General features: G+C 64.7%; 20 protein-coding genes and 1 other RNA gene. 13 read left to right on the top strand and 8 right to left on the bottom strand.

What is annotated here, in order from left to right:
• Positions 1-11: 11 nt before the first annotated feature.
• Positions 12-1,025: an AI-2E family transporter gene (locus LCI23_RS10435; protein ID WP_224946395.1), complete on the bottom strand. Its 1,014-nt coding sequence runs from the start codon at positions 1,023-1,025 to the stop codon at positions 12-14.
• A 247-nt stretch (positions 1,026-1,272) separates the two neighbouring features.
• On the opposite strand from LCI23_RS10435, the gene LCI23_RS10440 reads away from it, so the two are divergent.
• The gene (locus LCI23_RS10440) at positions 1,273-1,476 is read left to right on the top strand and encodes a CsbD family protein (protein ID WP_229517394.1); all 204 of its coding nucleotides are present in this window, start codon (positions 1,273-1,275) and stop codon (positions 1,474-1,476) included.
• A gap of 123 nt (positions 1,477-1,599) precedes the next feature.
• Here the strand turns inward: LCI23_RS10440 and LCI23_RS10445 are convergent, their stop codons facing one another.
• Both LCI23_RS10445 and LCI23_RS10450 read right to left on the bottom strand, forming a co-directional pair.
• The gene (locus LCI23_RS10445) at positions 1,600-3,831 is read right to left on the bottom strand and encodes a S9 family peptidase (RefSeq protein WP_224946396.1); all 2,232 of its coding nucleotides are present in this window, start codon (positions 3,829-3,831) and stop codon (positions 1,600-1,602) included.
• 70 nt (positions 3,832-3,901) lie between these two features.
• Positions 3,902-5,332: an MATE family efflux transporter gene (locus LCI23_RS10450; RefSeq protein WP_224946397.1), complete on the bottom strand. Its 1,431-nt coding sequence runs from the start codon at positions 5,330-5,332 to the stop codon at positions 3,902-3,904.
• Between the two features lie 136 nt (positions 5,333-5,468).
• Between LCI23_RS10450 and LCI23_RS10455 the strand changes: the two genes are divergently transcribed.
• Together LCI23_RS10455 and LCI23_RS10460 are read left to right on the top strand one after the other, a co-directional pair.
• Positions 5,469-6,092, top strand: coding sequence for a type 1 glutamine amidotransferase domain-containing protein (locus tag LCI23_RS10455; protein ID WP_224946398.1), 624 nt, complete (start codon positions 5,469-5,471; stop codon positions 6,090-6,092).
• A 367-nt stretch (positions 6,093-6,459) separates the two neighbouring features.
• On the top strand, positions 6,460-6,795 hold the full coding sequence (locus LCI23_RS10460; RefSeq protein ID WP_224946399.1) for an STY0301 family protein: 336 nt from the start codon (positions 6,460-6,462) through the stop codon (positions 6,793-6,795).
• Positions 6,796-7,027: 232 nt separating this feature from the next.
• Here the strand turns inward: LCI23_RS10460 and ssrA are convergent.
• Positions 7,028-7,386, bottom strand: a transfer-messenger RNA (tmRNA) gene (gene ssrA / locus LCI23_RS10465).
• A gap of 165 nt (positions 7,387-7,551) precedes the next feature.
• On the opposite strand from ssrA, the gene LCI23_RS10470 reads away from it, so the two are divergent.
• The gene (locus LCI23_RS10470; RefSeq protein WP_224946400.1) at positions 7,552-8,409 is read left to right on the top strand and encodes a bifunctional 2-polyprenyl-6-hydroxyphenol methylase/3-demethylubiquinol 3-O-methyltransferase UbiG; all 858 of its coding nucleotides are present in this window, start codon (positions 7,552-7,554) and stop codon (positions 8,407-8,409) included.
• Between the two features lie 34 nt (positions 8,410-8,443).
• Here the strand turns inward: LCI23_RS10470 and LCI23_RS10475 are convergent, their stop codons facing one another.
• From LCI23_RS10475 to ompA, 4 genes are all read right to left on the bottom strand, one after another.
• Positions 8,444-9,112 carry a glycine zipper 2TM domain-containing protein gene (locus LCI23_RS10475; RefSeq protein ID WP_224946488.1) on the bottom strand — a complete coding sequence of 223 codons (669 nt, stop codon included), beginning with the start codon at positions 9,110-9,112 and terminating at the stop codon, positions 8,444-8,446.
• 141 nt (positions 9,113-9,253) lie between these two features.
• Positions 9,254-9,964, bottom strand: coding sequence for an HAD family hydrolase (locus tag LCI23_RS10480; RefSeq protein ID WP_224946401.1), 711 nt, complete (start codon positions 9,962-9,964; stop codon positions 9,254-9,256).
• A 17-nt stretch (positions 9,965-9,981) separates the two neighbouring features.
• Positions 9,982-10,683 (bottom strand): bifunctional 2-polyprenyl-6-hydroxyphenol methylase/3-demethylubiquinol 3-O-methyltransferase UbiG, encoded by a 702-nt coding sequence (gene ubiG, locus LCI23_RS10485; RefSeq protein WP_224946402.1) that lies wholly within the window; start codon positions 10,681-10,683, stop codon positions 9,982-9,984.
• Between the two features lie 151 nt (positions 10,684-10,834).
• Entirely contained in the window at positions 10,835-11,545 is a 711-nt protein-coding gene (gene ompA, locus LCI23_RS10490; protein ID WP_224946403.1) for an outer membrane protein OmpA, read from the bottom strand.
• A 342-nt stretch (positions 11,546-11,887) separates the two neighbouring features.
• On the opposite strand from ompA, the gene gyrA reads away from it, so the two are divergent.
• From gyrA to rpsA, 9 genes are all read left to right on the top strand, one after another.
• Positions 11,888-14,503, top strand: coding sequence for a DNA gyrase subunit A (gene gyrA / locus LCI23_RS10495; RefSeq protein ID WP_224946404.1), 2,616 nt, complete (start codon positions 11,888-11,890; stop codon positions 14,501-14,503).
• A gap of 93 nt (positions 14,504-14,596) precedes the next feature.
• The gene (locus tag LCI23_RS10500; protein ID WP_224946405.1) at positions 14,597-15,154 is read left to right on the top strand and encodes a DUF2059 domain-containing protein; all 558 of its coding nucleotides are present in this window, start codon (positions 14,597-14,599) and stop codon (positions 15,152-15,154) included.
• Between the two features lie 19 nt (positions 15,155-15,173).
• Positions 15,174-16,265 (top strand): 3-phosphoserine/phosphohydroxythreonine transaminase, encoded by a 1,092-nt coding sequence (gene serC, locus LCI23_RS10505; RefSeq protein ID WP_224946406.1) that lies wholly within the window; start codon positions 15,174-15,176, stop codon positions 16,263-16,265.
• Between the two features lie 165 nt (positions 16,266-16,430).
• Positions 16,431-17,501 (top strand): prephenate dehydratase, encoded by a 1,071-nt coding sequence (gene pheA / locus LCI23_RS10510; RefSeq protein WP_224946407.1) that lies wholly within the window; start codon positions 16,431-16,433, stop codon positions 17,499-17,501.
• A 26-nt stretch (positions 17,502-17,527) separates the two neighbouring features.
• Positions 17,528-18,631 (top strand): histidinol-phosphate transaminase, encoded by a 1,104-nt coding sequence (gene hisC, locus LCI23_RS10515; protein WP_224946408.1) that lies wholly within the window; start codon positions 17,528-17,530, stop codon positions 18,629-18,631.
• Positions 18,632-19,537 (top strand): prephenate dehydrogenase/arogenate dehydrogenase family protein, encoded by a 906-nt coding sequence (locus LCI23_RS10520; protein ID WP_224946409.1) that lies wholly within the window; start codon positions 18,632-18,634, stop codon positions 19,535-19,537. It abuts the gene before it with no gap.
• Positions 19,534-20,877: a 3-phosphoshikimate 1-carboxyvinyltransferase gene (gene aroA, locus LCI23_RS10525; protein ID WP_224946410.1), complete on the top strand. Its 1,344-nt coding sequence runs from the start codon at positions 19,534-19,536 to the stop codon at positions 20,875-20,877. Before LCI23_RS10520 ends, aroA begins: the two co-directional genes overlap by 4 nt.
• Before the next feature lie 5 nt (positions 20,878-20,882).
• Complete coding sequence (gene cmk / locus LCI23_RS10530; protein ID WP_224946411.1) at positions 20,883-21,545, top strand: (d)CMP kinase; 663 nt, start codon at positions 20,883-20,885, stop codon at positions 21,543-21,545.
• Positions 21,546-21,855: 310 nt separating this feature from the next.
• Positions 21,856-23,562 carry a 30S ribosomal protein S1 gene (gene rpsA, locus LCI23_RS10535; RefSeq protein WP_224946412.1) on the top strand — a complete coding sequence of 569 codons (1,707 nt, stop codon included), beginning with the start codon at positions 21,856-21,858 and terminating at the stop codon, positions 23,560-23,562.
• Positions 23,563-23,580 lie beyond the last annotated feature (18 nt).

Below are 23,580 nucleotides of genomic sequence, written 5' to 3' on the forward strand. Positions count from 1 at the left end.
TTGTTCAGGGCCTAGCGACTTCGCTTCTGCGCCGGTCGGTCGTCCAGTATGTCTTCGATGTACAGCATCCTGACCAGCACCGAGAGCGTGGCCGCGAGCGGTGTCGCCAGGGCCACGCCGGCGAAGCCGAACAGGGTACCGAAGACCAGCTGCATCACGATCACCAGGGCCGGCGGCAGGTCGACCGCCTTGGCTTCGATCAAAGGCTGCAGCGCGTAGCCCTCGATCAACTGGATGCCGAGGAACAGCAGTACCGTGTACAGCGCCAGGTCGGGACTGATCGACAGCGCCAGCAGCACCGCCGGCACGCCCGCCATGATCGGGCCGAGGTAGGGGATGAAGTCGAGCAGGCCGGCGATGATGCCGAGGATCAGGGCAAGCGGCACGCCCAGCAGGCTCAGGCCGATCGAGGTTGCCGCGCCGACGATCAGCATCGACGCCGACTTGCCCAGCAGCCAGCTTGCCAGCGTGTTCCCCAGCTCCTGCTGCACTTCGCGGGCGCGGCTGCGCCTGGCTTTCGGAATCAGGCGAATCACGCCGGCGGTGTAGGTATGGGGACTGGCGGCGAAATACATGCCGACGAACAGGATGATGACGATGTTGCCCAGCGCGCCGATCACGCCGCCGAAGAACAGGCCCGCATTCGGCACCATCTCCCCCATTTGCTTGACGATCTGCTCCGGCGGCGGCAGCTCCGCCACGACCCGCTTCATGATCGGATGCTGCTCGACCGTCGTCTTCAGCCGCTCGACCGCGGCCGGTACTTCCTGCGCCAGCTTGCTGGACTGCTCGGCGATCTCGGGCGCCATGGCCCAGCCGCCGATCCCGATGATGCCGAGCAGGGCGGCGACGACAATGACGAGTGCGACCGTGCGCTTCATATGGAAACGGCGTGCCAGGATCTCGCTCAGCTTGTAGAACAGGATCGCGCACAGGATGCAGGCAAAGATCAGCAGCAATGCATCGGCGGCCAGCACGACCGCGGCGGCCAGGGCGATGAAGAGGATGGCGATTCCGCTGATCATGGTGACGCGTTTGGCAACCCGGCGTTGTGTGGGTGGCGGGTCGACAGCGTCTTCTTTCTGATGTTCGTTCATGGCTCGGCCTCTCAGGCGTAGTCGTGTTGCCAAAAGATTAGCATCGCCAGCGTGTTGGAGTCGCGCAGATACTGACATTTGTGCAATGTGCGGACGCGAACAGAAGCGATGTGAACGCCGCCGTATTCTGGACCCGTGCATGGCCATCCGGACATGTGAATTCAAGGAGAAGACCATGATTAACGAAAATCAAGTCAAGGGCAAACTGAAAGAAATCGGTGGCAAGATCCAGGAAGAATTCGGTGATGCGATCGACAGCCCAACCCAGGAAGCCAAGGGCAAGGCGACCAAGGTCGAAGGCAAGACCCAGAAGACGATGGGCGACGCACAGGAAAAAGTGGAAAACACGCTGGACGACGCTGCGCGCCGCCCGCACTGATTCGTGCGTTGACGCGCTTTCGCGCGCCCGCAACAGCCGCCCGAGTGCGGCTGTTGTTGTTTGGGAGGCGCTGAAATGCACACAGCCGCCCTCGGGCGGCCGTGTGCATTGTGTGGAAGCTGCTTATTTCGCCGCAGTTCCGCCGAGGTTTTTCTTGAAGAAGGCCTCGATCAGGCCATATACATGGCGCTGGTTGGTCTTGCCCGAGATGCCGTGCTTGGCGCCTGGATAGGTCATCAGGTCGAACTGCACGTTACGCTTGACCAGCTCGTCGATCAGGCGGGTGGTGTTGGTGAACAGGACGTTATCGTCCGCCATGCCGTGAATCAGCAGCAGCGGCGACTTCATGCCATCCAGGTGCGCGAACACGCCGCTGCGCGCATATGCTTCCGGATCCGACTTCGGCGTGCCGCCCACGAACTGCTCGGTGTAGTGGGTGTCGTACAGTGCCCAGTCGGTCACCGGCGCCACGGACACGCCCATCGCGATCTTGTCCGACGCCGCCGACAGCAGGCGCAGGGTCATGAAGCCGCCATAGCTCCAGCCGAACACGCCGATGCGCTTCGGATCGACGAAGCTCTGCTTGGCCAGCCAGTCGATGCCGGTCACCTGGTCTTCGACCTCGTGCTTGCCGAGATTGTTGTAGATGACGTCGGTGAAGGCGCGCTCGCGGCGGCCCGAACCGCGGTTATCGAGGCGGAACACCACGAAGCCCTGCTGCGCCATGTACTGGTCAAAATAATTGCCCCAGGCACGGGTCACGCGCTGCGAGTGCGGACCGCCATAGGTGAACAGGAACACCGGGTAGCGCTTGCCTGCATCGAAATTGGCTGGCTTGATGATCGAATAGTGCAAGGTCTGGCCATCCTTGGCCTTCATCGTGCCGTATTCGGTCCGCAGGTGGTCCGCGATGTACTTGCCGTACGGGTGGTTCGCGTTCAGTTCGTTCTTCTCGAGCCATTCCACCATCGTGCCGTCGGCGCGGCGGATCGACACTTGCGGCGGGGTGGTCGGGTTCGAGTAGGTATCGACGAAGATCTTGCCGTTCCCTGCGAACGAGGCATCGTGCCAGCCGTCGCCGGCCGTGATGCGGGTCGGCGCGGCAGCGTTGCTGCCGTCCAGCTTGAGCGCATAGGTCTGCTTGTCGATGATCGCATCCTTGCCCGACGACACATAGACCTTGCCGCCGGCTTCATCCACCGCCAGCACGCTGTCCACGCCCCAGTTGCCTTTCGACAGCGGAACCTGCAGCTTGCCATCCAGGCCGTAGAGGTAGAGGTGCTTGTAGCCGCTGCGCTCGGAAGCCCAGATGAAGGCTTTCCTGTTCTTCAGGAAGCGCAGGTCGTTGTGGATCTCGACCCAGGTCTTCGAGGTTTCGCTCAGGAGCGGGCGCTGGGCCAGGGTGTCGACGTCCACCGCCACCAGGTCGAGGCGCTTCTGGTCGCGCGTCTGGCGCTGGTAGACCAGGGTCTTGGCGTCGGCGCTGAAATCGGCGCGCACCAGGTAGATGTCCTTCTCGGCGCCGAGATCGACCTTGCGCTGCTGGCCGGTGGCCGGGTTGACGATCATCAGCTCGATCAGCACGTTCGGGTCGCCGGCGGCCGGGTAGTGCTGGTCGATCACTTCGGTGCGGTCGGCGAAGATCTCGAAGCGGCGCACCACCGGGACCGGCTTTTCATCATAGCGGCGGTAGGCGATCGCGGAATCGTCCGGCGCCCAGTAATAGCCGGTGTGCTGGTCCATCTCTTCCTGCGCGACGAATTCGGCCTCGCCGTTGTGGATGGTGCCTTTGCCATCGTTCGTCAGCTGGCGCTCGGCGCCGGTCTGCAGGTCGATCACGACCAGGTTCTGGTTGCGCACGAAGGAGACGTAGCGGCCCTTCGGCGAGATCTTCGGATCGGTCACGTTGCCCGAAGCCACCTTGCGCGGCGCGTCCGGTTTCGCCGCGTCGACCAGGAACAGGTCGCCGCCGATCGGCACCAAGAGCTGCTTGCCGTCCGGCGACCAGTTATAGGTCAGGATACCCGATAGGCCGGCGGTACGGGCACGCTCGCGGCGCGCCTTTTCTTCCAGCGACAGCTCCTCGTTCGGCACCAGGCGCTTGGAATCGACCAGGCGCTGCGTGCTCTTGGTCTTCATGTTGTATTCCCACAGGTCCAGCTGGTACTGGTTGTCGCTGCGGCCGCGCAGGAAGGTGACGCGTTCGCCGTCGGGCGACACGCGCAGGTTGCGCACGCCGGGGCCGGCCAGGGCTGGATCACCGTAGATGCGGTCCAGCGTCAGGCGTTCGGCCATGGCGGGAGCAGCCGCGAGGGCGACCGCGAAAGCGGTCGAGAGGAGCAGGGAAGGGCGCATGAGGTCTCTGATATAAATTAATTTACGACAACTGCGGAACGATACCAGAGACCGCCCCGAAAAGCTGTAACTACACATGCGCCGCTACGTGTTCGCTTCCGCGGGGTGCCGCACCATCCCGGATGCGCTGGCGCGCCAGCTTCTCGAAGGACCAGGTGAGCAGCACCGCGGCGATGGTCAGTGCGACGACCAGGCCGATCCAGAAACCGGTGGTGGACATCGGCGCCGCCGGCGTCCACGGGAACCAGCCCGGCGCCAGGCCCAGGATGCAGCCGAGCGGCAGCGACACGCCCCAGAAGGCCAGCAGCTGGATGACCATCGGCGCGCGCGTCACCTGGTAGCCGCGGATCGCCGAGGCGGTTGCCACCTGGGTCGCGTCGGACAGCTGGAACAGGGCGGCCAGCAGCAGCAAGTGGGCGCAGGCGGCCTGCACCGCCGGGTCGGAGGTATAGACAGCCGCGATCTCCCAGCGGAAGATGGCGATGAACAGCGCTGACAGGGCGCCGAACGCCACCGACATGCCTACTCCCACCCAACCGACGAAGCGGGCGCGTACCGGATCGCCTTCGCCCATGGCCTGGCCGACCCGGGTCATCATGCCGATCGAGAAGCTGAGAGGCACCATGAACACCAGGGAGGCGAAGTTCAGGGCCACCTGGTGCGCCGACACGGCCACCACGCCGAAACGGGCTACAAGCAGGCTGATCAGGGCAAATGCGCTCACCTCGGCGAAATAGGTGACGCCGATCGGCAGGCCGAGGCGCAGCATGGCGCCGATCTCCTTCCAGTCCGGTCCTTCCCAGCCGGTGAAGGGATAGGTCATGCGGTAAGCCGGCGAAACCTTGACCCAGAAGACCATGGCGCCCAGCATCAGCCACATGCCCACGGCCGTGGACACCGCGCAGCCGACCGCGCCCAGGCGCGGGAAGCCCCAGTTACCATAGACCAGCAGCCAGTTCGACAGCACGTTGAACAGCAGTCCGAAAATGGCGATCCACATGATCGGCTTGGTCTGGTTGATGCTGGTCGTGTAGCCATACAGGGCGCGGTAGCAGGCGAAGGCCGGCATGCCAACGCTGATCACATGCAGGAACAGCGCGGCGCGGTCGGCCACGTGCTGGTCCAGCCCGACATGGTCGAACAGCAGGGTGCACAGGTTGGCGAACAGCATGGCGAGCAGGCCCACGAGCAGGCCCTTCCACATCGACTGGCGCACGGAGTGCGGGATCTGGTCGTAGCGCGCGGCGCCGATTTCGTGGGCGACCACGGTATTGATCGCCATCATGGTACCCATCACGGTCACCAGCACGATTGACCAGATCGAGGTGCCGAGCGAGACGGCGGCCAGTTCCTCGGCGCTGACGTGGCCCGTCATGGCCACGTCGGCCACGCCCATGCCGACGGTGGCCAGCTGGCCGACCAGCATCGGCCAGGACAGGCGCCACAGGGTGGCGATTTCGGCGCGTACCGGCGCGGCGTGGGCGGGTGGGGGGCTGGTCATGTTCTTCGATGCTTGTTCTGGTAAGCCCGCCATTCTACTGGCTTGCGGAGGCGTGCGAGCGCGCCATGCGCGCGACGTCCGGGGTGGGGCCGACCTACAATCGTTCCATATATTCATGAACCAGACAGGAGGACATATGAACGAACAACTGGGTGGCGGCGACCATCTGGACCTGGTCAGCGAAAAGGACCTGGTGGGCCGGCGCGTGGCGGTCCTGATGACCGACGGCGTCGAGCAGGTCGAGTACACCGCCCCGCGCAGCTTCCTGGAAGGGAAGGGCGTGCAGGTCACGCTGATCTCGCCCAAGCGCGCGGGCGAGGAAGTACAGGGCATGAACCACGACCAGCCGGGCGAGCGCTTCAAGGTGGAACTGGGCCTGGACCAGGCCGACGTGAAGGATTTCGATGCGCTGCTGCTGCCGGGCGGCGAGGAAAATCCGAAGCAGCTGCGCCGGATCCCCGAAGCGATCGCCTTCATCAAGGCCTTCGACGAGGCCGACAAGCCGATCGCCGCGATCTGCCACGGACCATGGCCGCTGATCGATGCCGGCATCGCGCAATCGAAGCACCTCACCAGCTATCCGGCGATCCAGGACGACCTGAAGGCGGCGGGGGCGGAATGGACGGATGACGAGGTGGTGGTGGACGGCAAACTGGTCACTAGCCGCAAGCCGGAGGACATTCCGGCGTTCAACGAGGCGCTGATGAAGGAGTTGATGGTGATCCAGCAGGCGGGGTCGGATCCGGGGCCGACGTCCTGAGGTGGATGCGGGCGCCGGATCCGCCGTGCAGGTGAGCCTGGGTGCCGACAGATACCCCGGGTCCTGAGCAAGCTGGGCATCCTGCTCCGGCTTGCCCGGCGGGTGCCGCTCCAGGCCGCGCGGCGCCACCGGATACGTGGTCTCTCCTGCGCCGGCCGTTGACCGCCGCCAAGTTGCCGTCAACACTGGCCTGTCACCATGCTTCCTCACATCGCGGAGGCAACATGGGCTACTTCATCTATTCCGGTACGGTCGAGCAGCTTCAGGGGCGCAAGCCATTCCGAGGCGGAGAGTGCGTGGCCCTGGTACGGGAAGCAGCGAACGTCGGGCACTGACAATGCCGCCAGTTCTAAGCGCGTGCGCACGAATGAAGTTCGCAATCCTGTCCTTTTCGCTTATCGCCTACGGTGCCCAGGCCGAGGTCTTCAAGTGCCCGGCCGTGCACCAGGGAGCGCGCCTGATCGGTGCGGGTATGCATGAGGGCAGGCAGAAGGAAGCGGAATTGATGGGCGCGTCCAGGAAGGTGCCTGGCGGGATCGATGCGGACTTTGGATTCAAGCACGGCGATGTGAAGTGGTTGGCCTGCCAGTACGAGCCGAAAACGGTACGTTGGTACCGGGTGAGTCTGGCCGCGACCCGGTGCGAGCTGAGGCAGCGCGGGGATGCGCCTGGAAAGGTAGCCGCGACGGTGCGATGCAACTGAATCGGCTGCGTGGATGGCCGCTTGTTTCGCGAGAACATGAGCGGCGGAGTTACCGCTAACCGCAGGACCGGCGCGCCCACGTATTGCTGCCGCAAGTGCCTGAAGAAGCCGGGTCAGTGTTGCAACGCAAGCGTTAAACGTTAAAGAAAGCCGAAAACTTGGACACGAAACCAGATCAGGCGCATTGAAAAAGGAAAAGCCACTGACGAATCAGCGGCTTTTCGGAAGAGGTTGGTGGAGGCGGCGGGAATCGAACCCGCGTCCGCAAGCACTCTACAGACAGTTCTACATACTTAGCACTATCAATTAATTTAACCTGGACAACGGGGATGTGCACCCTTTGGACAGGCGAGTCACCTATTATTTAACAGTCGACCAAGTGACCCAGCCTACTGCGAGCCCCTGTAAATGAGTCCACGAACCTTGCGGTACACCCCAGGGGCGAGGTGTTGTGGACCTAGCAGCAATTAAGCTGCGAGTGCGTACGAGTTATCGTTTGCAGTTATTGATTTCTGGATGTATTTACGAGGTAACCAGTCCTCGGTATGCCCTGCGCTGCTTTGCAACCCACGTCGAAACCAGGTCGCCCCCAACGAGAGGACTTCATTGTACTGCAATTCGGCGCCGGATGCAGCTTGCATGCTTAGGCCGCGCTTAATGTCAAGTAGGACCGAAGATACCCTCACTTCATGCGAGAAGTGCAATATCATGGCCCGGCTACACGGTCGGTATCCGCTTCTTTCGACAAGGATGAACATGGTTTGCATCGTCTGCGGTAACACCCAAACAGCCGGTATCGCGGCGTGGCACGCTACCTGTCCGGCATGCCATTACGAAAGTGCGGCGCTCTCCGTCGCCATCAACAAGCCCACCGACGTCGAGATCAACGAGGCCGAGCGCGAGGCGGCGCTGAAGGCCCTGCGGCTCGAGAATTTCCGCGCCATCGTGCAGTACGCCAGGCGCCATGCGCGCCCCGGGGCGCGCAGCCTGCTCGACGTGGGCAGCGCCCATGGCTGGTTCCTGGAAACGGCGCGCGAGGATTTCGCGGTGCTCGGCATCGAGCCGGATGCCGTGGTCGGATCGCGCGCAGCCAGCCGTGGCCTGCCGGTGCGGGCTGGCTTCTTCCCGGACGTGTTGCAGGACGACGAGCGCTTCGACGTCATCGTTTTCAACGACGTCATCGAACATATCCCGGATATCCGCAGCGCCCTCGACGCCTGCCGGCAGCACCTGGAGCAGGACGGCATCCTGATCCTTAACCTGCCGAGCAGCCGCGGCTTCTTCTACCGCTTTTCGAAATGCATGGCCCGGCTGGGCTGGCGCATGCCGTTCGAGCGCCTGTGGCAGAAGGACATGCCTTCTCCGCATGTCCACTATTTCAGCCCGGCCAACCTGGCGACGCTGGTGGCGGGGCAGGGCTTCGAGCTGGTCGACTGCGCCGAGCTGCCGGCCCTGCGCGCCAAGGGCCTGCGCGAGCGCCTGAGCTATGCCGGCAAGGTATCGCCGCTGTCCTTGTGGCTGCAGTACCTCGCGGTCATGTGCGCGATTCCCGTGCTGAGGATCTTCCCCAGCGACATCATCGTTTGCATCTTCCGAAAAAAAACCGCAGGCTGACTGCGCCTGCGGTTTCTGGTAAAGGGGAAGCGGCTTAGCGGTTGCGGTTGGCGATCTCGTTGCCGAGCATGCCGCCACCGATGATGCCGGCCACGGTCGCCAGTTTCTTGCCATTGCCGCCGCCGATCTGGTTGCCGATCAGGCCGCCGATCACGGCGCCGGTGCCGATGCCGACATAGTTCGGCTGGGCCGGTGCCGGTGCCGGCGCCGCCTGCTGCACGTAGCGCGGCTCGCTCGGCTTGGCATGCACCACGCGGGTTTTCTCGACCACTTTCACGACCGGCTTTTCGCGGATCACTTCCTTGACCACCACCGGGGCCGGCTGCGGCGCCGGCTGCACATAGGCGACCGGCTGGGCGGCGGCGACCGGCATGGCCAGCTGCGGCGCGGTGCCGGCGGCGAGCTGGGTCGCCAGTTGCGGTGTCACCGGCGTGGCCGACAGCGGCGCGCTGGCCGGCTGGGCTTGCAGCGCGGCGGCCGGCACCATCACGACCTGGCCCTGGGCGTTCGTCATCGGGACCATGCCCGGCTGGTTGTAGGGCGTGGTGGCGGCCAGCGGGGCTGGCGGCAGGTCGGCGGCGCTCTTCGAGCTCGGCAGCAGGCCGGTGATGGCGGCGGCGCCGGTCAGGCTGACGATGACGACCGAGACGGCGGCGGCGGCCATCAGCGGGTGGATGCGGTTAAGGCCTTGGGTAGTTTGCATGTTCTTCTCCGTAAGACGTTGTGTTGTCGTATGGGAGTAGATTACCGGCGAGCACGACCCGGAACTAGACCTGAGCCTGTATCAGTCGTAAAGAGATGTAAGCGGGCCGAGAGCTGTCCGGCCCGTTGCGAGGAAGGGGAATCAGGCGGCCGGCTCGGCCGCCAGGCGTGCGGCGTCGAGCACGCTGCGCAGGGTTTGCAACAGGTCGGTGGGGGTGTCGAGCAGGTAGTGCGCACCCCAGGTGGATGGCTCGACGGCGCCGCAGTAGCCCCAGTTGCAGGCCACGGTGACCATCCCGGCGGCATGGCCGGCTTCGACATCGCGCTTGTCGTCACCGACATACCAGCATTGTTCCGGCGCCACGCCCAGGCGGCGCGCGCCTTCCAGCAGCGGGGCCGGGTGGGGCTTGGGAAAGCCGGTGGTGTCACCGGACACCACGCAGCCCGCATGCGACAGGCCGATCTGCGGGATCAGCGGATCGGTGAAGCGGGCCGGCTTGTTGGTGACGATGCCCCAGCTCATGCCGGCCTGTTCGATCCCGTACAGCAGTTCGGTCACGCCCCCGAACAGCGAACTGTGCACGGCCATGGTTTCCTGGTAGCGGTCGAACCACTGCATGCGCAGCTCTTCGTAACCCTCGTCGCCCGGCGCCAGCCCGAAGGCCGCACCGATCATGCCGCGCGCGCCGGCGGAGGCGGTGGGACGCAGCACCGAATACGGGGTCGGCGGCAGGCCGCGCTCGGTGCGCAGCCAGTTGACGGCGGCCGCGAGGTCGGGCGCGGTGTCGGCCAGGGTGCCATCGAGGTCGAACAGGATGGCACGCGGTGCCGGCAGGACGGTCGGGAGAGTCATGTGGAAAAGGCGAAAGGTTAAACCGGTTTGCTGCACGCCACCATGTAGTTGACGTCGGTGTCGTTGTTGAGGGAATAGATCTTGGTCAGCGGATTGTAGGTCAGGCCTTTCAAGCCGTCGACCTGCAGCCCGGCCTGGCGGGCGAACTGCGACAGCTCGGCCGGGGTGATGAACTTGGCATAGTCGTGGGTCCCGCGCGGCAGCATGCGCAGCACGTATTCCGCGCCGATCACCGCGAACAGGTAGGATTTCGGATTGCGGTTCAGCGTCGAGAAGAACACGTGGCCGCCCGGCTTGACCAGGGTGGTGGCGGCGCGCACGATCGAGGCCGGATCCGGCACGTGCTCGAGCATTTCCATGCAGGTGACGACGTCGAACTGGCCCGGTTCTTCCAGCGCCATGTCTTCCGCCGCGATGTGCTTGTAGCGCACTTCCACGCCCGACTCCAGGCTGTGCAGGTCGGCCACCTTCAGGGCCTTCTTCGACAGGTCGATGCCGGTCACCTTGGCGCCCTTGCGTGCCATCGCTTCGGACAGCACGCCGCCGCCGCAGCCGATGTCGATCACGTTCTTGCCCAGCAACGGGGCGCGCGCATTGATCCACTCCAGGCGCAGCGGATTGATTTCGTGCAGCGGGCGGAATTCGGACGTCGGGTCCCACCAGCGGTGGGCCAGTTCACTGAATTTCTGGATTTCTAAGGGGTCTGCGTTCGTGTTCATACTCGGATCATACTGGAAATGGCGCAGGTCACGGAATGCCGCACGGAAAATATGTCAAGGCCTGTTCCCATCCGTGTACAGCCGGGCCGCTCCTGTGCCAGCAACGAAAAAAAACCCCGCCGGAGCGGGGTTCGGTGAGCAATCGCGCGGATTACTTGTTGACGGTGCGGGTGCCGACGACTTCGATTTCCACGCGGCGGTTCTTGGCGCGGCCAGCGGCGGTCTTGTTGTCGGCCTGCGGCTGCTTCTCGCCCTTGCCTTCGGTGTAGATGCGGTTTTCTTCCACGCCCTTGCCCTTCAGGTAGGCCTTGACGGATTCGGCACGGCGGATCGACAGCTTCTGGTTGTAGGCATCGGTACCGATCCAGTCGGTGTGGCCGACGGCGATGATGACTTCCAGGTTCATGTCACCCAGCTTCGAGACCAGTTCGTCGAGCGCGGCCTTGCCGGCAGGCTTGAGCACGGCCTTGTCGAAGTCGAAGAAGGCATCGGCCGAGTACGACACTTTTTCCGAGGTCGGCACTGGGGCCGGGGTCGGGGCAGGCGTCGGCTGGACTGGCGGGGCTGGCGGTGGCGGTGGCGGCGGAGCGACGCACTTGCCGTTCTCGAGTTTTTCCGGCGGCACGCACAGCGGCGCGTCGCAGCCCGGGACCGCGTCAGCCGGAGTCCAGTAGCCGGTACGCCAGCACAGGCCGAAAGGATTGCGGGCGATCACGCCGCGGCTGTCCTGCACATAGGCGCTGTACGGGGTACGCGCCTGGATGTCGGTGGTCAGCGGCGCATACGGCGCATCGCTCTGGGCAACAGCATTGCCTGCGATCGCAGCCGAAGCGGCGAGCAGGAGGGTAGCCAGTTTATTCATGTTCTTTTTCCTTTCGGGTAGATGCTTCGCCAATTCAGCGCATGCTCGGCAGGCTTTGTGGTCAAGATATTAACATAACGCACAAAGAGCAGCTTCGCATTGTGAATCGCACAATTAATTTCCTGTCCATTTTGCCACATGGACCAGAATCACACGACTGCAGCCAAATCAAACACAGGCTGAATGGTGGGTATGTTGTTTAGTTGCAACATTTGCCGGGCGAACGCGGCCCTACCTTGGGCATCCGGAAGGGAAATGGATTTGTGCTGGCCCCAAGTGCCCCATGGTAGAATCATCCGTTGCAACTTATAACCATTAGCCTGAAAGCAGTCGACCCGCCCAATGGATCAATTCGCAAAAGAAACAGTTCCCATTTCCCTAGAAGAAGAAATGCGCAAGAGCTACCTCGATTACGCGATGAGCGTGATCGTGGGCCGTGCTCTGCCGGACGTGCGCGACGGCCTCAAGCCGGTGCACCGCCGCGTGCTGTACTCGATGCACGAAAGTAATACGACGCATAGCCGTCCGTACGTGAAGTGCGCGCGCGTGGTCGGCGACACCATGGGCAAGTACCACCCGCACGGCGACGCATCGATCTACGACACCCTGGTGCGCATGGCGCAGGACTTCTCGCTGCGCTATACGCTGGTGGACGGGCAGGGCAACTTCGGCTCGATCGACGGCGATTCCGCCGCGGCAATGCGTTATACCGAGTGCCGCCTGGACCGCATCTCGAGCGAACTGCTGGCCGATATCGACAAGGACACGGTCGACTTCCAGCCGAACTACGATGGCAAGGAAAAGGAACCGACGGTCCTGCCGACCCGGATCCCGAACCTCCTGATCAACGGTTCCTCGGGCATCGCGGTCGGCATGGCCACCAACATCCCGCCGCACAACCTGTCGGAAGTGATCAACGGCGCCCAGCACCTGCTGAAGAACCCGGACTGCACGATCGACGAGCTGATCGAGCTGATCCCGGCACCGGACTTCCCGACCGCCGGCATCATCTACGGCGTCTCGGGCGTGCGCGACGGCTACCGCACCGGGCGCGGCCGCGTGGTGATGCGCGCCAAGACCCACTTCGAGGAATACGGCAAGGACGGCGGCCGCGTCGCGATCATCATCGATGAGCTGCCCTACCAGGTGAACAAGAAGTCGCTGCTCGAGCGCATCGCCGAGAACGTGCGCGACAAGAAGCTCGAAGGCATCAGCGACATCCGCGACGAGTCCGACAAGTCGGGCATGCGCGTCGTGATCGAACTGAAGCGCGGTGAAGTGCCGGAAGTGGTGCTGAACAACCTGTACAAGCAGACCCAGCTGCAGGACACCTTCGGCATGAACATGGTGGCGCTGGTCAACGGCCAGCCGAAGCTGCTGAACCTGAAGCAGATGCTGGAATGCTTCCTGTCGCACCGCCGCGAAGTCGTCACCCGCCGCACTGTGTTCGAACTGCGCAAGGCGCGCGAGCGCGGGCACATGCTGGAAGGCCTGGCCGTCGCGCTGGCGAACATCGACGACTTCATCGCGATCATCAAGGCCGCGCCGACGCCGCCGATCGCCAAGGTCGAGCTGATGCAGAAGGCCTGGGATTCGTCGCTGGTGCGCGAAATGCTGAACCGCACCGAGATGGGGGCTTCCGGCGGCATCGAGGCCTTCCGTCCGGAGCACCTGCCGAAGCACTACGGCATGCAGCAGGACGGCCTGTACAAGCTGTCCGACGAGCAGGCCCAGGAAATCCTGCAGATGCGCCTGCAGCGCCTGACCGGCCTGGAGCAGGACAAGATCATCAACGAGTACAAGGAAGTGATGGACCACATCGCCGACCTGCTCGACATCCTGGCCAAACCGGAACGCGTGACGACCATCATCAGCGACGAGATGGCGCACATCAAGCTTGAGTACACCGAGAACGGCAAGGATGCGCGCCGCTCGGCCATCGAGCACAACGCCAGCGACCTGGAAACCGAAGACCTGATCACCCCGCAGGACATGGTGGTCACGCTGTCGCACACCGGCTACATGAAGTCGCAGCCGATCGCCGAATACCGCGCCCAGAAGCGCGGCGGCCGCGGCAAGCAGGCGATGGCGACCAAGGACGAGGACTGGATCGACCAGCTGTTCATCGCCAATACCCACGACTACATGCTGTGCTTCTCGAACCGCGGCCGGATGTACTGGCTGAAGGTGTGGGAAGTACCGCAGGGCTCGCGCAACTCGCGCGGTAAACCAATCGTCAACATGTTCCCGCTGCAGGATGGCGAGAAGATCACGGTGATCCTGCCGCTGTCGGGCGAGAACCGCAGCTTCCCGGAAGACCACTACGTGTTCATGGCGACCTCGCTCGGCACCGTCAAGAAGACCCCGCTGCGCGATTTTTCCAACCCGCGCAAGGCCGGCATCATCGCCGTCGACCTCGACGAGGGCGACGTGCTGGTGGGCGCCGCGCTGACCGATGGCCAGCACGACGTGATGCTGTTCTCGGACGGCGGCAAGGCGGTGCGCTTCGACGAGAACGACGTGCGTCCGATGGGCCGTACCGCGCGCGGCGTGCGCGGCATGAACCTGGAAGAAGGCCAGCAGGTCATCGCCCTGCTGGTGGCCGAGAACGAGCAGCAGTCGGTGCTGACGGCCACCGAGAACGGCTTCGGCAAGCGTACCCCGATCCTTGAATACACCCGCCACGGCCGCGGCACCAAGGGCATGATCGCGATCCAGACCTCCGAGCGTAACGGCAAGGTGGTGGCGGCGACCCTGGTCGACGTCAGTGATGAGATCATGCTCATCACCACCGGCGGCGTCCTGATCCGCACCCGGGTGTCCGAGATCCGCGAGATGGGCCGCGCGACCCAGGGTGTGACCCTGATCGCGGTGGAAGACGGTACCAAGCTGTCCGGCCTGCAGCGCATCGTCGAGACCGACCTCGAAGAGGTCGAGATCGAGCAGGGACCGCAGTAAGCAGTACAGGGCGGGCCGCGTGATGCGGCCCGTTTTTCCAGGGCGGCCAGGCTGGCCGGCCCGCATCGAACGAGCATCAAGCAAGCATCAAGCATGAAGACCATTCTCCTCACCCTGGTTGCCACCGCCGCGCTCGCGGGCCTGCCGTCGTTCGCCGGGGCCGCGCCGGCCACGCCGGCCACCGGCGCGGAGGCCACCACGGCCGTCAAGGCCATGTTCGATGCGATGGAAATGCGCAGGAACATGGTGGCCATGTACGCCGAGCTGCAGAAGACCATGCCGGCCATGCTGCAGCGGCAGGCGGTCGCCATGGTCCAGGCCGATACGCGCCTGGATGCGGCGCAGAAGCGGCAGGCCCTGGACAGGATCGAGCGGATGCTGCCCGCCTTGGCCGAGTCGATCGGCCGGATCCTGGGCGACCAGGCCCTGGTCGACGAAATGATCGAGGCGATGGTGCCGCTCTACACCCGCCATTACACGGCCGGGGAAATCCGCCAGCTCACCGCCTTCTACAGCAGCCCGGTGGGACGCAAGATGATGGCCCTGACCCCGCAGCTGAGCACCGAGGGCATGGCGATCGGGCAGCGCATCATGATGCCGCGCATCGCCAGGCTGATGCAGGACATGGTGCAGGACGCGCAGAAACCGTAAGCAAGCCAGAAAGGACCGCATGACGAACCAGGTATTCAACTTCTCGGCCGGCCCGGCCGTGCTCCCGAAGGAAGTGCTGCAGCAGGCGGCCAGCGAGATGCTGGACTGGCACGGCAGCGGCATGTCGGTGATGGAGATGAGCCACCGCGGTCCGGAATTCATCTCGATCTACCGCCAGGCCGAAAGCGACCTGCGCGAACTGCTGGCAGTGCCGCCGAACTACAGGATCCTGTTCATGCAGGGCGGTGGCCTGGCGCAGAACGCGATCATCCCGATGAACCTGGTGGGCTGCTGTCCGCAGCCGGCGACGATCGATTTCATCCATACCGGCTCGTGGTCGGGCAAGTCGATTCAGGAGGCGCGGCGCTACGCCAACGTCAACGTCGCGGCCAGCAGCGAGGCGGACGGCTTCACCCGCGTGCCACCCCGGGAAACCTGGAACCTCACCGGCCACGCGGCCTACCTGCACATCTGCACCAACGAGACCATCGACGGGGTCGAGTACGACTTCGTGCCCGAGTCGCTGCCGAAGGTGCCGATCGTGGCCGACATGTCCTCGCACATCCTGTCGCGCAGCATCGACGTGTCGAAGTATGGCCTGATCTTCGCCGGCGCGCAGAAGAACATCGGCCCGGCCGGCCTGACCCTGGTGATCGTGCGCGACGACCTGCTGGACGACGCGCTGCCGATCTGCCCCTCGGCCTTCCACTTCAAGACGGTGGCCGCGAACGAGTCCATGTTCAACACGCCGCCGACCTACGCGATCTATATCGCCGGCCTGGTGTTCGCCCACCTCAAGAAACTGGGCGGGGTGGCGGCGATGGAAAAGATCAATATTGAAAAAGCGCGCCTGCTGTACGCCGCGCTGGACGCCGACGACTTCTACCAGAACCGCGTCGCGCCCGCCTACCGCTCGCGCATGAACGTACCGTTCTTCCTGCGCGACGAATCCCTGAACGACAAATTCCTGGCCGGCGCGAAGGCGCGCGGGCTGCTGCAACTGAAGGGCCACAAGTCCGTCGGCGGCATGCGGGCATCGATCTACAACGCGATGCCGCTCGAGGGTGTGCAGGCCCTCGTCGATTATTTGAATGAATTCGCAGGACGTTGATCATGTGTTGAACCGGTTGGCGCGGTTATGCACCGGCTGGTTGAACGCGTGGGCGGGGGACCCGCCCACCCTACGAAAACCACGGTAACGTAGGGTGGGCAGGTTTCCTGCCCACGCGTCCAAATCACGCACGAGCAGCCCGCGAAAATGGATAGCGACCCAACGATGACAGACAAACTCCTCCCCCTGCGCGAACAGATCGATGCGATCGACGCGCAAATCCTGGACCTCCTGGCCCGGCGCGGCCGGATCGCCCAGCAGGTCGGCCACGTCAAGGCCGAGACCAACGCGCCCGTGTTCCGCCCCGAGCGCGAAGCCCAGGTGCTGCGCGGCGTGGCCGAGCGCAATCCCGGCCCCTTGAACAGTCGCGACGTGCAGACCATCTTCCGCGAGATCATGTCTTCCTGCCGCGCCCTCGAAAAGCGCGTCACGGTGGCCTACCTCGGCCCTTCCGGCACTTTCAGCGAGCAGGCCGTGTACCAGCAGTTCGGCAGCGCCATCGAGACGCTGCCCTGCATTTCGATCGACGAGGTATTCCGCGCCACCGAGGCCGGCACCGCCGACTTCGGCGTGGTGCCGGTCGAGAATTCCTCCGAAGGCGCGATCAACCGCACGCTCGACCTGATGCTGGCCACCACCACCGTGATCAGCGGCGAGATCTCGATCCCGGTCCATCACAGCCTGATGACGAAGACCGGCAGCATGGATGGCGTCACCGTGGTCTGCGCCCATTCGCAGGCCCTGGCCCAGTGCCAGGTCTGGCTCAACCTGCACCACCCGGGCATCGAGCGGCGCGCCGTGGCCTCGAACGCGGAAGCGGCGGTCCTGGCCAGCCAGGATGCCACGGTGGCGGCGATCGCCAGCGAGATGGCGGGCGAGCAATACCAGCTGGGCGTGGTCCAGGCCCACATCCAGGACGACCCGCACAACCGCACCCGCTTCGCCGTGATCGGCAGCCTGGAGGCCGGCCCGTCCGGCCGCGACCACACCTCGATCGTGCTGGCGGTGCCGAACAAGGCGGGTGCCGTCTACAAGCTGCTGGCGCCGCTGGCCAGGCACGGCGTGTCGATGACCCGCTTCGAGTCGCGTCCGGCGCGCGTCGGCACCTGGGAGTACTACTTCTATGTCGACATCGAGGGCCACCTGCGCGATGCCGCGGTCGCCCGCGCTCTCGATGAACTGAAGGACAACGCCGCCTTCTTCAAGGTGCTGGGTTCCTATCCGCAAAGTCTTTAATTTTTTATTATTCACTGAGTACAACCATGTCGAAATTCGGTCCAGATTACGTCCGCGCCATCGCTCCCTACCAGGCCGGCAAACCCATCGCTGAAGTCGCCCGCGAGTTCGGCCTCGACGAGGCCAGGATCGTCAAGCTGGCTTCCAATGAGAATCCCTTCGGCGTGCCGGAATCGAGCCGCGCCGCGATGGCCGCCGCCGCCGCCGACCTCGGCCGCTACCCGGACGCCAACGGCTTCGCGCTGAAGGCCGCGCTGTCCAGCCGCTACGACGTGCCGGCCGACTGGATCACCCTCGGCAACGGCAGCAACGACATCCTGGAAATCGCCGCCCACGCCTTCGTGCAGAAGGGCGAGGCGGTGGTGTATTCGCAGTACTCGTTCGCCGTGTATGCGCTCGCCACCCAGGGCGTGGGCGCACGCGCCATCGTGGTCCCGGCCAGGGACTACGGCCACGACCTGGACGCGATGGCGGCCGCCATCGATGCCGACACCCGCCTGGTCTTCATCGCCAACCCGAACAACCCGACCGGCACCTTCATCCCGGCAGCCGAGATCGAAGCCTTCCTGCAGAAGGTGCCGGCCAACGTGGTGGTGGTGCTGGACGAGGCCTACAACGAGTACCTGGCGCCCGAATACCAGTTCGAGTCGAGCGGGTGGGTGCGCAAGTACCCGAACCTCGTCGTCTCGCGCACCTTCTCCAAGGCCTACGGCCTGGCCGGCCTGCGGGTCGGCTTCGCCATCGCCCAGCCTTTGGTGACGGACCTGATGAACCGCATCCGCCAGCCTTTCAACGTCAACTCGCTCGCCCAGGCCGCCGCGATCGCCGCGCTGAACGACAAGGCATTCCTGGCCAAGGGCGCGCAGAACAATGCCGAAGGCTACCGCCAGCTGACCGCCGCCTTCGACGAACTCGGCCTGGAGTACGTGCCGTCCTTCGGCAACTTCGTGCTGGTCAAGGTGGGCGAGGACGAAGGCGCCGGCGCGCGCGTCAACCTGGCGTTGCTGAAGCAGGGCGTGATCGTGCGCCCGGTGGGCAACTACGGCCTGCCGCAGTGGCTGCGCATTTCGATCGGCCTGCCGCAGGAGAACGCCGCCTTCATCGCCGCGCTGAAGACGGTTTTGGCCTGAATGATCGGCCGTCTCGTCATCGTCGGCACCGGCCTGATTGGCGGCTCCTTCGCGCTGGCCCTGAAGGCGGCCGGCCAGGTGGGCCGGGTGGCGGCGCTCGAGCGTTCGCCGCAGGCGCTGGCACGCGCGCTGGAACGCGGCATCGCCGATGAAGCCTGTGCCTCGCCAGAGCAGGCGCTGCGCGGCGCCGACCTGGTGCTGCTGGCGGCGCCGGTCGGGCAGACCGGGGCGCTGCTTGCTTCGCTGCTGCCGCACCTCGAGCCGCACACGGTCGTGACCGACGCCGGCAGCACCAAGTGCGACGTGGTGGCCGCGGCGCGCGCCGCGCTGGGCGAGCGCATCGGCCAGTTCGTGCCGGGCCACCCGATCGCCGGCAGCGAAGCGAACGGGCCGGATGCCGCCTGGGCCGGCCTGTACGGGGGCAAGAAGGCGGTGCTCACGCCGCTGCCGGAAAACGATCCGGCGGCCGTCGAGCGCGTGGCTGGCGCCTGGCGCGCCTGCGGCGCGCTGGTCCACACCCTGAGCGCCGCGGACCACGACCGCGTGTTCGCCGCCGTCAGCCACCTGCCGCACCTGCTGGCCTACGCGCTGGTGGACGACATCGCGGCCAGGCCCCATGCCGGCATGCTGTTCCAGTACGCCGCCAGCGGCTTTCGTGATTTCACGCGCATCGCCGGCTCCTCGCCAGAGATGTGGCGCGACATCAGCCTGGCCAACCGCGATGCCCTGCTCGCCGAGCTCGATGCATATCTGGCACAATTGCATTCATTGCGGGCGATGCTCGCCGCCGCCGACGGCCGCGCCCTCGAGACCGTGTTCGCCAGCGCCCAGCGCGCGCGGCAGGCCTGGCTCGACGCGATCGAGGCCGGCTCGCCGCCCTTGCCGCCACACCGGGATACAGAATGACGCCTCAGTTACCTCACCCTAAACACTACCCCCAGCACATCGACCTCGAGCCGGTGCTCCACGCCGAAGGCACGGTGCGCCTGCCGGGATCGAAAAGCATCTCGAACCGCACCCTGCTGCTGGCGGCGCTGGCCGAGGGCAGCACCACCATCCACGACCTGCTGGCCTCGGACGACACCATGGTGATGCTGGGCGCGCTGCGCGCGCTCGGCATCCGCTGGGACGAGATCGATGAGCGCACCATTGTGGTGCATGGCGGCGGCGGCCTGCTGCCGAAGCGCGAAGCCGACCTGTTCATGGGCAATGCGGGCACCGCGATCCGCCCGCTCACGGCGGCGCTGGCCGTGATCGGTGGCGACTACACGCTGCATGGCGTATCGCGCATGCACGAGCGCCCGATCGGCGACCTGGTCGATGCGCTGAACGCCGCCGGCGCCCAGATCGAATACACGGGTGAACCTGGCTATCCGCCCCTGCGCATCCGCCGCGGCCACATCCACGCCGAGCGCATCGCCGTGCGCGGCAACGTTTCTAGCCAGTTCCTGACCGCGCTGCTGATGGCGGCGCCGCTGATGACCGGCAGCCACCCGGTGTCGATCGACGTGGTCGGCGAACTGATCTCCAAGCCCTACATCGAGATCACCCTGAACCTGATGCGCCGCTTCGGCGTCGAGGTCGAGCAGAACGGCTGGGCCTCGTTCACCGTGCACCCGGGCCAGCGCTATGCCTCGCCGGGCAGCATCCATGTGGAGGGAGACGCCTCCTCGGCCTCCTACTTCCTGGCGGCCGGCGCGATCGCCGGCGGGCCGGTGCGGGTGGAGGGGGTGGGCCTGCACAGCATTCAGGGCGACGTGCGCTTCGCCGACGCGCTGGAACGCATGGGTGCCATCGTTACCCGCGGCGAGAACTGGATCGAGGCGCGCTCGAACGGCGTGCTGAAGGCGATCGACGCCGACTTCAACCACATTCCGGACGCGGCGATGACGATCGCGGTGGCGGCCCTGTACGCGGACGGCCCGAGCACGCTGCGCAACATCGCCAGCTGGCGGGTGAAGGAGACCGACCGCCTGGCCGCCATGGCGGCGGAGCTGCGCAAGCTGGGCGCCGAGGTGGAGGAGGGCGCCGACTACCTGCGCATCACGCCGCCGGAACAGCTGAAACCGGCTACCATCGCGACCTACGACGACCACCGCATGGCGATGTGCTTTTCGCTCGCCTCGCTCGACGGCCAGGCGCGGCGCGGCAATGCGATGCGGATCCTGGATCCGAAATGCGTCGCCAAGACCTTCCCCGACTACTTCGAGGCCTTCGCCGGCATCGCCCGCAACGAACTGTTTTGACCACCATGCCGAACAATCCTATCCCCGTCATTGCCATCGACGGCCCCACCGCTTCCGGCAAGGGCACGGTCGCCGCCCGCGTGGCCGAGCGCCTGGGCTTCCACCTGCTCGATTCGGGCGCGCTGTACCGCTTGAGCGCGCTGCAGGTCCTGCGCCGCGGCGTCGAGCTGCGCGACGAGCATGGCATCGCCAAGCTGGCCGAGCACCTGCCGGCGCGCTTCGTCGGCGGCGACATCTTCCTGAACAACGAGAACGTCACCGAGGCCATCCGCGCCGAAGAGGTGGGCAACATGGCATCGAAGATCGCCGCGCTGCCGACCGTGCGCCAGGCCCTGTACGGCCTGCAGCTGGGCTTTCGCGAGACCCCCGGCCTGGTGGCCGACGGGCGCGACATGGGCACGGTGATCTTTCCCGGTGCAAAGCTAAAAGTGTTCCTCACCGCAAGCGTCGAGGCGCGGGCGCAACGCCGCTATAAGCAATTGATTGACAAAGGGTTTTCTGCTAATATGGAAGGTCTGCTGGCCGATTTGAAGGAACGTGACGAGCGCGACACCAAGCGCGCCATCGCGCCCCTGGTCCCGGCAGCGGATGCGCATTTGCTCGATACCTCGAACATGACGGCGCTTGACGCGGTCGAACAGGTCCTGGCCTGGTATGCGCAAGCCTGACTTGTCAGGCCTTGTTGGACGAATTTTGTGAATTGTCTTCCCTGCCTTTGGGCAAGGAAGACTTTCCGTGCAGGTGGATCCGGATGCTGTGCATCATCGCCGGCTTGAGTCATCGCCAGATGACTGCGCTGCGACTTCCGGAACGACGATGGCTGTTGCATCGTTCGCCCTTGCACGGGGGCAGGGGCCTGGCCCTTGCCCATGCTGGTGCCTGCGACGGCAGTTCCGCCGCCGCGGGCGTGTGTCAACCTAACCCCAGTTCAGTCCGCACCATCGCCGGCCTGCTGGGCTCACTCGAGTAATAACCTTTATGTCTACTGCAACCAATCAAGATACCGGCATGGAAAGCTTCGCCGCCCTGTTCGAAGAATCGCTGTCGCGTCAGGACATGCGTTCGGGCGAAGTCATCTCGGCTGAAGTCGTGCGCCTGGATCACAACTTCGTGATCGTCAACGCCGGCCTGAAGTCGGAAGCCTTCATTCCGGTCGAAGAATTCAAGAATGACCAGGGCGAACTGGAAGTCCAAGTGGGCGACTTCGTTTCCGTGGCCATCGAATCGCTGGAAAACGGTTTCGGCGATACCATCCTGTCGCGCGACAAGGCCAAGCGCCTGGCATCGTGGCTGGCTCTGGAAAAAGCAATGGAATCGGGCGAGATCGTCACCGGTACCGTCAACGGCAAAGTCAAGGGCGGCCTGACCGTCCTGACCAACGGCATCCGCGCATTCCTGCCGGGTTCGCTGGTCGACACCCGTCCGGTCAAGGACACCACCCCGTTCGAAGGCAAGACCCTGGAATTCAAGGTCATCAAGCTGGACCGCAAGCGTAACAACGTCGTCCTGTCGCGTCGCGCCGTCATCGAAGCATCGATGGGCGAAGAGCGCGCCAAGCTGATGGAAACCCTGAAGGAAGGCACCGTGGTCACCGGCGTCGTCAAGAACATCACCGACTACGGTGCGTTCGTCGACCTGGGCGGCATCGACGGCCTGCTGCACATTACCGACCTGGCATGGCGTCGCGTGCGTCACCCGTCGGAAGTCCTGTCGGTTGGCCAGGAAATCACCGCCAAGGTCCTCAAGTACGATCAGGAAAAGAACCGCGTCTCGCTGGGCGTCAAGCAGCTGGGCGACGATCCGTGGACCGGTCTGTCGCGTCGCTACCCGCAGGGCACCCGTCTGTTCGGCAAGGTCACCAACCTGACCGACTACGGCGCGTTCGTGGAAGTCGAGCAGGGCATCGAAGGCCTGGTGCACGTCTCGGAAATGGACTGGACCAACAAGAACGTGGCGCCGAACAAAGTCGTGCAGCTGGGCGACGAAGTCGAAGTCATGGTCCTGGAAATCGACGAAGAGCGTCGTCGTATCTCGCTGGGCATGAAGCAGTGCAAGGCCAATCCTTGGGACGACTTCGGCATGACCCACAAGAAGGGCGACAAGGTCAAGGGTTCGATCAAGTCGATCACCGACTTCGGCGTGTTCATCGGCCTGCCGGGCAACATCGACGGCCTGGTGCACCTGTCGGACCTGTCCTGGACCGAAGCCGGCGAAGAAGCCGTGCGCAAGTTCAAGAAGGGCGACGAGCTGGAAGCCGTGGTGCTGGCAATCGACGTCGAGCGCGAGCGTGTCTCGCTGGGCGTCAAGCAGCTGGAAGGCGACCCGTTCAACAACTTCGCTTCGCTGAACGACAAGGGCACCCTGGTCACCGGCACCGTGAAATCGGTTGAGCCGAAAGGCGCCGTGATCGCGCTGAACGAAGAAGTCGAAGGCTACCTGCGCGCTTCGGAAATCTCGCGTGATCGCGTGGAAGACGCCGGCACCCACCTGAAAGTGGGCGACAAGGTCGAAGCCCTGGTCATCAACATCGATCGCAAGGCTCGCAGCATCCAGCTGTCGATCAAGGCGAAAGACAATGTCGACACCCAGGAAGCGATGAGCAAGCTGGCCAACGACAACAGCGCGGCTTCGGGCACCACCAGCCTGGGCGCACTGCTGAAGGCCAAGTTCGATAACAAGAACTAAGCAAAGGTACATTCCTTT

Source organism: Massilia sp. MS-15, assembly GCF_020176695.1.
Classification (GTDB): Bacteria; Pseudomonadota; Gammaproteobacteria; order Burkholderiales; family Burkholderiaceae_D; genus Telluria; species Telluria hydrophila.

Coding starts and splice junctions, on each gene's coding strand:
- pheA (WP_224946407.1), top strand. CDS start 16,431: ATGACAGACAAACTCCTCCCCCTGCGCGAACAGATCGATGCGATCGAC.
- LCI23_RS10460 (WP_224946399.1), top strand. CDS start 6,460: ATGAAGTTCGCAATCCTGTCCTTTTCGCTTATCGCCTACGGTGCCCAG.
- aroA (WP_224946410.1), top strand. CDS start 19,534: ATGACGCCTCAGTTACCTCACCCTAAACACTACCCCCAGCACATCGAC.
- LCI23_RS10445 (WP_224946396.1), bottom strand. CDS start 3,831: ATGCGCCCTTCCCTGCTCCTCTCGACCGCTTTCGCGGTCGCCCTCGCG.
- LCI23_RS10500 (WP_224946405.1), top strand. CDS start 14,597: ATGAAGACCATTCTCCTCACCCTGGTTGCCACCGCCGCGCTCGCGGGC.
- ompA (WP_224946403.1), bottom strand. CDS start 11,545: ATGAATAAACTGGCTACCCTCCTGCTCGCCGCTTCGGCTGCGATCGCA.
- cmk (WP_224946411.1), top strand. CDS start 20,883: ATGCCGAACAATCCTATCCCCGTCATTGCCATCGACGGCCCCACCGCT.
- ubiG (WP_224946402.1), bottom strand. CDS start 10,683: ATGAACACGAACGCAGACCCCTTAGAAATCCAGAAATTCAGTGAACTG.
- LCI23_RS10455 (WP_224946398.1), top strand. CDS start 5,469: ATGAACGAACAACTGGGTGGCGGCGACCATCTGGACCTGGTCAGCGAA.
- LCI23_RS10440 (WP_229517394.1), top strand. CDS start 1,273: ATGATTAACGAAAATCAAGTCAAGGGCAAACTGAAAGAAATCGGTGGC.
- gyrA (WP_224946404.1), top strand. CDS start 11,888: ATGGATCAATTCGCAAAAGAAACAGTTCCCATTTCCCTAGAAGAAGAA.
- LCI23_RS10520 (WP_224946409.1), top strand. CDS start 18,632: ATGATCGGCCGTCTCGTCATCGTCGGCACCGGCCTGATTGGCGGCTCC.
- serC (WP_224946406.1), top strand. CDS start 15,174: ATGACGAACCAGGTATTCAACTTCTCGGCCGGCCCGGCCGTGCTCCCG.
- LCI23_RS10435 (WP_224946395.1), bottom strand. CDS start 1,025: ATGATCAGCGGAATCGCCATCCTCTTCATCGCCCTGGCCGCCGCGGTC.
- LCI23_RS10450 (WP_224946397.1), bottom strand. CDS start 5,332: ATGACCAGCCCCCCACCCGCCCACGCCGCGCCGGTACGCGCCGAAATC.
- LCI23_RS10475 (WP_224946488.1), bottom strand. CDS start 9,112: ATGCAAACTACCCAAGGCCTTAACCGCATCCACCCGCTGATGGCCGCC.
- LCI23_RS10480 (WP_224946401.1), bottom strand. CDS start 9,964: ATGACTCTCCCGACCGTCCTGCCGGCACCGCGTGCCATCCTGTTCGAC.
- hisC (WP_224946408.1), top strand. CDS start 17,528: ATGTCGAAATTCGGTCCAGATTACGTCCGCGCCATCGCTCCCTACCAG.
- rpsA (WP_224946412.1), top strand. CDS start 21,856: ATGTCTACTGCAACCAATCAAGATACCGGCATGGAAAGCTTCGCCGCC.
- LCI23_RS10470 (WP_224946400.1), top strand. CDS start 7,552: ATGGTTTGCATCGTCTGCGGTAACACCCAAACAGCCGGTATCGCGGCG.